We start from the raw sequence: 12710 nt of genomic DNA, 5'->3' as shown, positions 1-12710 counted from the left end.
TTCACCAATAGGTGAATGGAGGGCGGTTTTTAGCATGTATATCATAAAAAGAGAGTAATTCGATTATTGTACACACGATTTTTACATGAATTCGAATATCGTACGCTTTGTAATCGCTTTAATCTGTGGCAAGATACGAATATGGAGGAGGAGCACAATGACCACATCACAACCTTTCAGAAAACGAAGGCTTTTACAGGAATTCAAACACCTGCGAAAAAATAGGGAGCTGCTGTTGCTTGCGATGCCAGGTTTTTTGTTCGAACTCGTCATTGCGTATTTGCCCATGATTGGACTTATCTTAGCCTTTAAGTATTTCCGGTATGATCAGGGTATTCTGGGAAGCAAATGGGTCGGACTTAAAAACTTCGAGTTCTTATTTAAATCGCAGGACGCAATACGAATCATCCGAAATACCCTTTTATACAACATGACTTATATCGTTTTAGGCACGCTTGCCGCACTAGTCCTCTCGATTATGTTATACGAGGTAAGCGGCCGTATGGTGAAAGTGTATCAAACGACGTTATTTCTTCCCTATTTCATTTCCCTTGTGTTGGTTGGTTACATTACCTACGCTTTCTTGGAACATAAGAGTGGTTATCTGAATCGCCTGCTGCAAGATATTGGACTTTCACCGCATAAATGGTACTTTGAGACAACGCCATGGCTAGTAATTCTTCCTTTGGTTGCCGTATGGAAAAGTGTTGGTTTCTCAACTTTGATCTATTACGCTGGGATTGTTGGGATCAATACAGATTATTACGAAGCTGCTAAACTGGATGGCGCATCACGTCTCCAGATGATTTTCCGCATTACGCTTCCGCTCTTAAAGCCTTTAATCATCGTTGTGTTTATTTTGGGCTTGGGCAACATTTTTCGAGGAGATTTCGGACTTCATTACTTTGTACCGAATAATGCAGGAGCCAATTTGGCAACGACAGACGTCATTGATACGTATGTGTATCGGGCTCTGTCCAAGTTGGGAGACATCAACTCAGGGGCGGCGGTAGGCTTTCTACAATCTGTGGTAGGGCTCATCACGATTGTGTCAGCGAATGCAGCAGTTCGCCGTATCGATGAAGAAAACGCGCTATTTTAGGGAGGAGTTCCATGGAGCTTGCCTTAGCTAAACCAGTGAAGTCAGCGTCAAATTGGTATATCCATCTGTTTTTTACGCTCATATGCCTATTCATGATCATCCCTTTTGTACTCGTTATTGCGGTGTCGCTTACTTCAGAGAACAGTTTACTTCACGACGGATATCGATTTATCCCCAAAGAGCTTAGCTTGGAAGCCTATCGAATTGTTTTGAAATCACCGGAAATCTGGCTGAAATCGTATGGGGTTACCATCGCGATTACGGTGGTGGGCACAGCGACATCTCTACTCTTCACGACATTGACGGCATATCCAATGTCTCGACGTGATTTTCGCTACCATCGTCCGCTCACGTTTTATATCTTTTTCACCTTGCTATTCAATGGGGGCACAATTCCGTTCTACATCCTGATGACCCAGTACCTTCATTTGAAAAATTCCATACTTGCCCTCATTATTCCGCTTCTGATGAATCCGTTCAACATTATCATTATGAAAAGTTACCTGGATAAAATGTCGGTGGAAATCATTGAGTCCGCCAAGATCGATGGCTCTAGCGAGTTTCGCATCTTCTATCGGATCATCCTGCCGCTCTCGACACCCGCACTGGCGACACTCAGTTTATTTATCTCATTTGCCTACTGGAATGACTGGTTTAATGCGCTATTGTTTATTGATGATAACAAATATGTCCCCCTTCAACTGCTGCTTGTTCGCATTCTGTCACAAATTGAATTTCTAGCTAATTCTCCTTTGGCAGAAACGGCAAGTAAATTACAATTTGCGAATTTCCCAACCTTATCAGTGCGCATGGCAATGGCCTTAGTTGCAGGTGGACCGATGATGGTGATGTTTCCATTTTTCCAGAAATATTTCATTAAAGGAATTACGGTTGGTTCATTAAAGAACTGAGGGGAGGTGGGGCGCGCGTTTAGAAGGATCGTTGGATGGTTGTTCGATTGAGACAAGGGGTAATTAATATGGAGGTGTGTAGGTTGAAAAAAGGAAAAAAAGCGTACCTAAGCAGTGTAGCTATCATGCTACTGAGTATGACCGTGCTAGCTGGATGCAAATCTGATCCAGCAAGTGAAACGACTTCACCAAAGGCAACAACACCAACCACGACGGCATCCACGACTCCAGCAACGCCTGCTCCAAGTACACTGCCCGAAGTCAAGTTGACATTCTATTATCCTAGTAACCCGCCTGGTAAAGATCAAGCTCTGGTAAATGAGGAAATTAACAAATATGTAAAGAGCAAGATCAATGCTACGATTGATTTGAAACCTCTTTCATTTGATGAATATGATCCGAAAATGAATACCATTATGGCTTCTGGTGAGGCTTTCGATTTGGCGTGGGGTTCTAAATATTGGCTGCTGAGTTATCAACCGAATATTGATAAGGGCGCACTCTTGGAGTTAACGGATGCCATGATTAGCAAATATGCGCCTGAAGCTCGTAAGAATATTCCTGATAAATTCTGGCCAGATATGAAAGCGACCGATGGCAAAGTGTATGGCTTCCCCGTCTATCAAATCGCTGCAAAAACGAAGAGTCTTGTCATCCAGAAGCAATTCGTCGATAAGTACAAATTGGATGTTAATTCGATTAAAACTTACAAAGATATCGAGCCATTCTTGAAAACGATTAAGGACAATGAGAAGGATGTCATTCCTTTCGGTATGGCTCAGAACTCATGGGGCCTATATACAGACCCGAATTTGGTAGCTGCTGATGGGCTCGCTGTCGCGTACAAAAAAGATGACAAAACGTACACATCCATCACGAAAATCCAACAACTTCAGAATAAGAAGGACTTCTTTACGACGATGCATAACTGGTCAAAAGCGGGCTATATCAATGAGGATGCTCCGCTGTTGAAAAACATTGTTGATCTCAAGAAAAAAGGAAAAGTGGCAGTAAGTCTCGAGTTTACTACCAAACCAGGCGGCGAAGTGGATGAAATGGTCAATAATGGCGGAAACGCTGTTGTGTACGTACCTATTTCCGATTCCTACTTCACTGGCGTCGCGAGCGCTATGCAGGTTATCTCCAAAACTTCCAAAAATCCAGAGCGTGCATTGATGTTTATTAACTTGCTCAATACGGATAAAGTGTTATACAACCTGATTTCCAATGGTATGGAAGGCAAGCATTACACGAAGAAGGATGACAAATATATTGAGCCGATCAAGGATTCGGGCTATGCTCCTAATGTGGATTGGGTGTTCGGCAATCAATTTAATGCTTACTTGAAAGGTGCACAAACACCTGATGTTTGGGCGAAAACGATTCAATTGAACGAAAGCGCAATGGTGCCAGTCTCCTACGGCTTTGATGTGAACAGGGATTCGATCAAATCGGAGGTTGCGAACGTGACCGCTGTAGATAACGAGTTTCAAGTTGCACTTGAAACAGGTGCTGTAGACCCTGCGGACCAACTGCAGAAATACATTGACAAGCTGAAAGCAGCAGGTCAAGACAAGATTGATGCCGAAACGACGAAGCAATGGCAAGCTTTCTTGAAAGCAAAAGGCCTATAGGCAGGCAGCGAAAGAGGTCGTTCCAAGAGGTTTAATCACCTTAAGGGGCGGCCTTCTTGTCTTGCTCCCTATCATATCAGGCCAAGTTCCCGAATATAGTTGAGTTGAGGGAATTGACGAAATGAGGTGGATGTCTCGAGATGAGTACGGACAAAAAGAAGCTGACCACAAGCTGGGGAGCGCCCGTTGGGGATAATCAGAATTCGCAAACGGCAGGTGCCCGCGGCCCGACATTAATCCAGGATGTACATCTTTTGGAGAAATTGGCGCATTTCAATCGCGAACGCGTGCCAGAGCGGGTTGTGCATGCCAAGGGTGCGGGCGCGCATGGTTATTTTGAGGTAACGAATGACTTGACAGCGTTTACGAAGGCGAGCTTTCTGGCGGAGATTGGCAAGCAAACACCTTTGTTCGTTCGTTTCTCTACCGTAGCCGGCGAGAACGGCTCTGCGGATACGGTGCGGGATCCTCGCGGGTTCGCGGTGAAATTTTATACCGATGAAGGCAACTATGATCTTGTTGGCAACAATACGCCAGTCTTTTTCATCCGTGATGCGATCAAATTTCCTGATTTCATTCATACTCAGAAGCGGCACCCGCAAACGCATTTGAAAAATCCGAATGCCGTATGGGATTTCTGGTCCTTATCACCGGAATCCCTGCATCAAGTGACGATCCTCATGTCGGATCGCGGGATTCCAGCAACACTTCGACATATGCATGGCTTTGGCTCGCACACGTTCAAGTGGGTCAATGCCGAAGGCCAAGCGTGTTGGGTGAAGTATCATTTCAAAACCGAGCAAGGCGTTCAGAACCTCGCGCCTGCCGTCGCTGCGCAGTTAGCTGCGGATAATCCGGATTATCATACGGAGGATCTGTTCGAGGCGATCAAGAAGGGGGATTTCCCCGCTTGGAAGCTATGTGTGCAGATCATGCCGCTTGAAGATGCGAATACATATCGCTTCGACCCATTCGACGTGACGAAAGTCTGGTCGCAGAAGGACTATCCGTTGATTGAAGTGGGGCGCATGGTGCTCAACCGCAATCCGGACAATTATTTTGCCGAGGTCGAGCAGGCGACCTTCTCGCCTGGCACCTTCGTGCCAGGCATTGAGGCATCGCCGGATAAAATGCTGCAAGGACGCCTATTCGCCTACGGTGACGCGCATCGCTATCGCGTCGGGGCGAATCATCAAGCGCTTCCGATCAATCGGCCGCGCAGCGAGGTCAACACCTACCAGCGCGATGGCGCCATGCGCGCTGACGAGAATGGCGGCGGCTCACTATACTACGAGCCTAACAGCGGCGGCGGTCCTTCGGAGACTCCGGCCTACAAGCCGGCAGCGTTCGATGTAACGGGATCTGCGGACAGCGTTGCGTATGATCATCATGATCATTACACACAGCCTGGAGATCTCTATCGACTGCTAAGTGAAGAAGAACGAGAGCGTCTAGTGCAAACAATCGTTGGCGCTATGAAGCCTGTAGAGCAGGATGCGATTAAGCTCCGGCAGATTGGTCACTTCTACAAAGCAGATCCTGATTACGGCAGACGGATTGCCATCGGTCTAGGTCTTCCCGTTCCTGAATAGCGTAATAAACAGCCAACCTTTTGTCATAAAAGGATGGCTGTTTTCATTTGCTCGCATATACTAATAGCACAATGGCTTTCAGCGAGAGAGGTGATCTTAGTGGGAACTCGATTACGGTCAGAACAACAGGTCAAACTCCGCTTCCCCCATTTAAGGTACATCCGAATTTATACCAGCGCGAAGTATCGTGCAACGATCTATGCTTGGACGGAGGATATGCAGTTATCGAGACATGATGCGCTCAATCTGGAACGATATGCAAACGCTTACTTGTACCCGCATGTCGTGTTTACTGTCAAGGCCTATAACGCCGTGCGTGCAGATCGTGTTCCATTGCTTGATGAAGTGCCTGTCGATATTACACAAGCCGCGCTTCGCCCGAATTTGAATCAATATGGCATTTTCGCAGCGATTCATCGGCAGTTTCCTAGAGGACGCTTATCCTTCCAACAATATGATGCGATCCAGAGCATTATCCATTTTACGTATGACGCTGCGCTGCCTTTAAGTGAAACGGAGAAGGGGAACATGCTGCGCTATTTGTGCGAACTGATTCCCCTAGGCTGCTATTGCGAAGTGCATGAGCTGGAAGCGGCAGGCGATCAATGAATTATCTCAGATAACTTTTGAGAGAGAGTCCTTGATGAGACTGCGAATCAATGATAAGTTGGTTGATATGATTCTGTGAAGGAGTACCTCATTTTATGCTAAAACGATCTCCCTATGTCTTATTACTGCTGGCAACTTGTATATGGGGCGGCAATTTTGTTGCTGGCAAGGCGCTCGTTCACCTCATCCCCCCAATCACACTGGCTGCCTGCCGATGGAGCATCGCCTTTCTATGCTTACTGCCCTTTTTTGGCAAAACGGCATGGCGCCTGCGACAGGATTACCTTTTACATTGGAAAATGGTGCTGTTCCTCTCAATCACTGGCGTTGCCGGATTCAATACATTCACATATGTGGCTGTCCAATACACCGGCTCGATCAATGCCTCACTCATGAACTCAGCTACGCCGATTTTCGTAGTGCTCATAACGTGGATCGTGATGCGTGAGGGACTCGCTTGGCGGGCGCTTCCTGGGATTCTCGTCTCCATGATCGGAGTGGGCTGGATTATCAGCGGAGGGGATATGGCTGCGTTACTGCGCCTATCTGTCAATAAAGGCGACTTGTACATGCTTATAGCCATCTTGTGCTGGGCGTTGTATTCGGTTGGGATGAAAAGGGTTGCGGGCCGCTTCCCAGCTAGCCCTTTTCTCCTTGTACAAGTTGCCGTGGCTCTCCTCCTCCTATTGCCAATCTCGGCCATTGAATGGGCGATGAAATCGCCTGATGTTCGTTGGAGCCCGTCGCTGATGAGCGGATTGCTCTATGTCGGCATATTTGCCTCGATCGTCGCCTTTCTCAGCTGGAATAAGGCGATCGAGCTAGCAGGCCCGCAGCGCTGCGCAGGCTTTCTGAATTTCATTCCGCTGTTTAGCGCAATTTTCGCCACAGCGTTTACGGGCGAATCCTTGCGGCTGTACCATTTGCTCGGCGCATTCGGCATCGTGCTCGGTGTGTACATGACGAACGCTGCTATGAAAAAGCGGACGCGTCAGATCAACGCTCAACCTTCTGAACCGGGCGGCGTTTCGTCGAAGTAGCACCCGAGTCCCTCGAAAGTAGCACATTCTGTATCCGAGCCTCCCGAAACGGGAGGCTCGGACGCAGTTCACCTGAGCCTCCCAATCTGGGAGTCTCAGCACCCTTGGATGCTTCACCCACCATACCGCTTTCACGCCTAACAGGCGAGTGGAAGGGGTATTTTCTTTTATAAGTGATAAATATTTGTTTTATAGGCAATAAACAATTTAATATGTTGTTTATTTATTATATAATGTACAATATATAATAAATAGAACACACTATATGGCAGTGGTCCATGCATTAGGAGGGAAACATCATCGAACTTACAACACGCCAGCTAGAAATCATCGAGCTTGTCGGTCGGCATGCTCCGATAACAGGCGATCGAATCGCAGAATTGCTTGGCGTAAGCCGACCAACGATTCGATCGGACTTGGCTGTTCTGGTCATGCTGCGACATATTGATGCGAAGCCGAAGGTCGGTTATTTCTTGGGGACAGAAGCCTTCGACGCTCGCTCGCCAGTCAAGGCTATTGAGAACATGAAGGTGAAAGACGTCATGGGTATTCCCGTCGTCCTGAGAGAAACAGTGACCGTCAGTGATGCGGTTGTTACCCTTTTTCTCGAAAATGTAGGGAGCCTAACGATCGTGAATATGGAAGGCGCCTTAGTAGGCGTCGTTTCACGGAAAGATTTACTGAAGGTGACGCTAGGGCATTCACCCGCATCAACGATGCCAGTATCGCTCGTTATGACGAGGCAACCGAATATTATTACTGTAAGACAAGAAGACAGTGTGCTGGAAGCAGCTAGAAAAATCATACATCATGAAGTGGACAGCTTACCTGTCGTGAAGCCAATGGAGGGCTCTGAACAGTTGGAAGTCATTGGCCGAATTACGAAAACAACTTTGACCAAATTGCTGCTGGATGTAGCGCTAGGGACGTAGATCAGGGGGAGTAAACATGGGAGAGAAGCTGCATACCATTTTCGTTTGTTCAGATGCGGTGGGTGAAACGGCCAATACGGTTGTACAAGCAACGATTCGGCAATTTAGCGCAAGTCAGGTACAGGTGAAGCGTTACGGGTCCATTCGAACGGAAGAAGAAGTGCGAGCGATTGTTGAAGAGGCTTTTCGGGTAAAAGGATTCATTGCCTACACACTGGTTCTCCCTGAATTGCGGGAGATGATGCGCCAGGAAGCGAATCGCTTGCAGGTGAATGCCATAGATATTATGGGACCGATGATGCAGGCTTTTATCGATACGTTCAAGGATTCACCAAGTCGTAAAGTTGGACTTTTATATCAATTGGATGAACAGTATTTTCAACGGGTCGAAGCCGTGGAATTTACCGTCAATAGTGATGACGGGAAGGATCCGAGCACGATGAAACAAGCCCATATTGTGCTGCTAGGACCATCAAGAACATCGAAAACACCGCTGAGCATCTATTTGGCGCATAAAGGCTACAAGGTTTCCAATTATCCACTGGTGCCAGAGGTGAAACCGCCGGCTATTCTCTACGAATTGGATCCTAAGAAACTGGTCGGTCTCGTTATGAGCCCCGATCAATTAATCCGCATTCGAACAGAACGACTGAAAGCAGTCGGACTTCCATTCGGCGCCAAATACGCGACACATGAGCGTGTGGAGGAAGAAATCGCTTTTGCCCTCAGACTGTACCGTGAACTGGGCTGTAGAATCATTGATGTGACCGAGAAAGCCATCGAGGAAACAGCGGGCCTCATTTTAGCAGAACGAGCTTAACGCAATGACTGGAAACGATACCTTAAATCAAAAAGGAGGAATGTGTATGCATCGAGATTTGTCATTGGAAATTGTGAGAGTGACAGAAGCGGCAGCAATCGCCTCAGCGAGCTGGACGGGCAAAGGAAACAAGAATGACGCTGACGGAGCTGCGACTGCTGCCATGCGTGAGGTGTTTCGAACGGTTCCTTTTCGCGGGACTGTCGTCATTGGCGAAGGAGAAATGGATGAAGCTCCCATGCTTTATATTGGGGAAGAAGTGGGCAGCGGGACTGGCGCTGAGTTTGATGTTGCTGTTGATCCGCTGGAGGGAACGGAAATCGTGGCGAGCGGCCGCAACAATGCGCTTTCGGTTGTCGCTATCGCAGAGAAAGGGAATTTGCTGCACGCACCAGATATGTATATGGCGAAGCTGGCGGTCGGTCCCCTTTTGGCAGGAAAACTTAGCTTGGAGGATCCGCTAGAGGTAACGATACAAAAAGCTGCCCAGCTTTTGCAGAAAAAAGTAACAGACCTCACCGTCTCAATCCTCGACCGTAACCGGCATGCAGCGCACATCCAGACACTTCGCTCACTTGGGGTGAAAATTTATTTGCTCAGCGACGGCGATGTCGCAGGTGCAATGGCGGTTGCCTTCCCTGAGACTGGTGTGGATCTGCATGTGGGATCAGGCGGAGCGCCTGAAGGTGTACTGGCTGCTGCAGCACTGAAATGCATGGGTGGCGAATTGCAAGGCCGACTCCTGCCTGAAAATGACCAAGAAGTGCTCCGCTGCCAGCAAATGGGTGTCGCCGATCCTTCCAAAGTGCTTCATATGCGCGATCTTGTTGGCGATTCGGACATTATATTCGCAGCGACAGGCGTTACCCCTGGTGATTTCTTGAACGGCGTCAAATATGACTGGAGCGGCCGGGCTCAAACGCACTCAGTCGTGATGAACGCCCGCACCCAAACCGTACGATTCATTCAGTGTGTGCATCATATCGGAGTTGAACAGCGAGGGAGCGCTTGAGGGGAGTAAAGAGAATTGTCAAGCTTGACATGGGTCAAGATCCCAAACGCATATACTTGAGTTGAGAAAATGCGAAAAGAGGGATGACCATGAGCTTAGCTTCAATTGATTTCCTTTCCGTCGTCCGCAGCTGTATACCCGAGGAAGCTGAGGTCGTACAATTGCAGCAAGAAGGAGAACCTGCGGCAATTCTGTATGCCGATGTGGATGGCGATGGATTTCCTGAAATTACAGCCTTGTATAGATATTTGGGCAATCAATACCTGTTTTCCTTGAAGGAATATTCGGGCAACTGGTTTCCAATTGCGTCAGCTTCAACAGGGAGACACTTGGCAGTAAGAGATTTCGCCGCTGCACCGATCTCGCGCACCGAAGGTTGGGACGTCGTGATTGGCTGGGAGAAGCCCGATGAAACGGGGGCCGAGCTCGATATTATTCAGTGGACACAGTCTGGATATCAACGTGTGATTCCGTATGGAACAACGTACAATCATGTGGAAATCGAGGATATGCCGACGCGAAGCGGGCAAGATGGGCGTTGCGAAATCGCCTTGTGGATTCAGGAGAAAGGGCAGGCTTATCGCATTGACACGTATCGTTGGGAACCCCATAAGCTCGTGCCGACAACGGATGTTCATGGTTACTATTTTCAAAAAGTTGCCCGCTACTATGAAGACTTAACGCGGGAGCAACCGAATGAGCAGCTCTACCGGACCTACTTGGAAGAAGCGCAGAAGAAGGCAGGAAACAAATGAATTTATGACATGTAGAACCAGGGGTTATGGACTCCTGGTTTTTTTATGTCGTAATTTCTGAGTAACTTTGTCCGAAACTTACAATTTTAATAAGCGTTTTCATGTGATAAATTAAGTTTAATGTCTTTATATCCTATCTTGCATGTCTACTAGATCTTAATGGAGGTAATATTATGTCACGTACGTATCGAATTGGAATTATAGGTTGCGGTGGTATCGCTAATGGCAAACATTTGCCAAGCTTGAGCAAGCTCAAAAATGTCGAGCTAGTCGCGTTTTGTGATATTGAGCTGGACCGCGCTGAAACTGCTGCTGCCAAATATGGCGTAGAGGGTGCGCTCATTTGTGAGGATTATCAAGAGGTTCTTCAAGACAAGACCATCGATATTGTTCATGTGTTAACTCCGAATATTTCTCATGCGGAAATTACAATTGCTGCGCTGGAAGCTGGTAAGCATGTTATGTGCGAGAAGCCGATGGCGAAGACGGCGGCAGACGCGAAGCGCATGCTGGAAACGGCGAAGCGTACAGGTAAAAAGCTGACGGTCGGCTACAATAACCGTTTTCGTCCAGACAGCCAACACTTGAAAACCGTTTGTGCAGAAGGTGAATTGGGTCACATTTATTTCGCGAAAGCCCATGCGATCCGTCGCCGTGCGGTTCCAACTTGGGGTGTTTTCCTGGATGAGGAGAAACAAGGCGGAGGTCCGCTAATCGATATCGGGACACATGCGCTAGATTTGACTTTGTGGATGATGGACAACTATAAACCGAAGGTTGTATTAGGTACATCTTATCATGAGCTCTCCAAAAAAGAGAACGCAGCCAACGCTTGGGGTCCTTGGGATCCAAGCAAGTTTACCGTAGAAGACTCTGCATTCGGGATGATCGTTATGGAAAATGGCGCTACGATCATGTTGGAATCCAGCTGGGCCTTAAATACGCTTGAAGTGGACGAGGCGAAATGTTCGTTAAGCGGAACAGAAGGCGGCGCGGATATGAAAGGCGGACTTCGTATTAATGGCGAGAAGCACAGCCGCTTATTCACAACGGACGTTGAATTAAAGTCGGGCGGCGTTGCCTTCTATGATGGGGCAAGCGAGAGCGCTGCAGATGTGGAAATGCGTTCTTGGATCGAGGCCATCGATCAAGACAAAGAACCCGTCGTCACACCAGAGCAAGCTTACGTCGTTTCACTTATTCTTGAAGCGATTTATGAGTCAGCGCGCACGGGCAAAGCGGTTTATTTGAACCAATAATTGTGAAGAAGGTGTCCAAGCCATAAGGTGGCTGATGGGCACCTTCTTTCGTCTGCGTCTCTAGGTAGTAGTATTTGAATAAATGTGGTGAGTTGGCGTATGCTTACAACATGAATAGGACTTATTGATTCCCCACTAGGAAAGGAAGAGAGCGTCATGCAGTTAGGCTTACATAATAAAGTGGCTTTCATTACAGGAGGCAGTAAGGGGATTGGGCTAGCGACGGCCATTTCACTTTCCCGCGAAGGCGCTAAAGTCGCGATTATGGCTCGAAACGAAGCCCAGTTACAGGAAGCAGCGGTTCACATCGCTAATTTGACAGAGGGAGAAGTACTTCCCATTCAAGGGGATGTGATGTCAGAAACAGACTGTCAGCGTGCGATTGCACAAACGGTTCAGCGATTCGGCGGACTGCATATTCTGGTAAATAACGCAGGTACAGCAGCAGCTGCTCCTTTTGAAGAGGTGGGCACCGAGCTATGGCGTCAGGACTTGGAGCTGAAATTGTTCGGGGCGATTCATTGCTCTAGATTTGCCATTCCCCATATGCGTGAAGCGGGTGGCGGTTCGATTATAAACATAACAACATCTGCTGCCAAAACGCCTCCAGCGTCATCGCTGCCAACCTCCGTTAGTCGTGCGGCTGGCTTAGCTCTTACGAATGCGTTGAGTAAAGATGTGGCAGCGTCCCAGATTCGCGTGAATACAGTTTGCATTGGATTGATCCGCTCAGAACAGATTGAGAAAGTCTGGAAGAAGGTCGCTCCCGAGTTGACTTGGGAACAATTTGCTAGCCATCCGCAGCATGGTATTCCGTTGGGACGGATCGGCAATGCGGATGAAGCGGCAAATGTGATTACGTTTCTTGCCTCGGATGCCGCGTCCTATGTTACGGGAACATCGGTCAATATTGATGGCGGTAAAGGGGCTTCGTTATAATCACAGCATGTTGCTATTGGAATAACAAAACAAAGCCCAAGGCTCTCCGATTGGAAAGCCTTGGGCTTTGTTCTTCTATGTTTCGAGGGAAATGACTTGTTTACG

General features: G+C 47.8%; 12 protein-coding genes. All 12 read left to right on the top strand.

Annotation, left to right across the window (positions count from 1 at the left end):
• Positions 1-157 precede the first annotated feature (157 nt).
• Positions 158-1102: an ABC transporter permease gene (locus MJB10_RS16100; RefSeq protein WP_314796248.1), complete on the top strand. Its 945-nt coding sequence runs from the start codon at positions 158-160 to the stop codon at positions 1100-1102.
• A gap of 11 nt (positions 1103-1113) precedes the next feature.
• Positions 1114-2013, top strand: a complete 900-nt coding sequence (locus MJB10_RS16095) for a carbohydrate ABC transporter permease (RefSeq protein ID WP_314796247.1) — start codon at positions 1114-1116, stop codon at positions 2011-2013.
• A gap of 83 nt (positions 2014-2096) precedes the next feature.
• Entirely contained in the window at positions 2097-3647 is a 1551-nt protein-coding gene (locus MJB10_RS16090; RefSeq protein ID WP_314796245.1) for an ABC transporter substrate-binding protein, read from the top strand.
• Between the two features lie 140 nt (positions 3648-3787).
• Positions 3788-5239, top strand: a complete 1452-nt coding sequence (katA, locus tag MJB10_RS16085) for a catalase KatA (RefSeq protein ID WP_314796243.1) — start codon at positions 3788-3790, stop codon at positions 5237-5239.
• A gap of 99 nt (positions 5240-5338) precedes the next feature.
• Positions 5339-5848: a hypothetical protein gene (locus MJB10_RS16080; RefSeq protein WP_314796241.1), complete on the top strand. Its 510-nt coding sequence runs from the start codon at positions 5339-5341 to the stop codon at positions 5846-5848.
• 95 nt (positions 5849-5943) lie between these two features.
• Positions 5944-6888 carry a DMT family transporter gene (locus tag MJB10_RS16075; protein WP_314796239.1) on the top strand — a complete coding sequence of 315 codons (945 nt, stop codon included), beginning with the start codon at positions 5944-5946 and terminating at the stop codon, positions 6886-6888.
• 296 nt (positions 6889-7184) lie between these two features.
• Positions 7185-7820, top strand: a complete 636-nt coding sequence (locus MJB10_RS16070; protein ID WP_314805686.1) for a helix-turn-helix transcriptional regulator — start codon at positions 7185-7187, stop codon at positions 7818-7820.
• Positions 7821-7836: 16 nt separating this feature from the next.
• A complete protein-coding gene (locus tag MJB10_RS16065) occupies positions 7837-8640 on the top strand; it encodes a pyruvate, water dikinase regulatory protein (protein ID WP_314796237.1) in 804 nt (267 codons plus the stop codon).
• Positions 8641-8686: 46 nt separating this feature from the next.
• The gene (glpX, locus tag MJB10_RS16060; RefSeq protein ID WP_314796235.1) at positions 8687-9652 is read left to right on the top strand and encodes a class II fructose-bisphosphatase; all 966 of its coding nucleotides are present in this window, start codon (positions 8687-8689) and stop codon (positions 9650-9652) included.
• A gap of 89 nt (positions 9653-9741) precedes the next feature.
• Positions 9742-10407 carry a hypothetical protein gene (locus tag MJB10_RS16055; RefSeq protein WP_314796233.1) on the top strand — a complete coding sequence of 222 codons (666 nt, stop codon included), beginning with the start codon at positions 9742-9744 and terminating at the stop codon, positions 10405-10407.
• Between the two features lie 173 nt (positions 10408-10580).
• Positions 10581-11666 (top strand): Gfo/Idh/MocA family protein, encoded by a 1086-nt coding sequence (locus tag MJB10_RS16050; protein ID WP_314796232.1) that lies wholly within the window; start codon positions 10581-10583, stop codon positions 11664-11666.
• Positions 11667-11822: 156 nt separating this feature from the next.
• Positions 11823-12605: an SDR family NAD(P)-dependent oxidoreductase gene (locus MJB10_RS16045; RefSeq protein ID WP_314796230.1), complete on the top strand. Its 783-nt coding sequence runs from the start codon at positions 11823-11825 to the stop codon at positions 12603-12605.
• Positions 12606-12710: the final 105 nt, after the last annotated feature.

Origin of the sequence: Paenibacillus sp. MBLB1832 (assembly GCF_032271945.1) — a bacterium.
GTDB classification, from domain to species: Bacteria; Bacillota; Bacilli; order Paenibacillales; family NBRC-103111; genus Paenibacillus_E; species Paenibacillus_E roseopurpureus.
The sequence above is the reverse complement of the archived record's forward strand: the minus strand, read 5'-3'. Positions and strand labels throughout refer to the sequence as shown.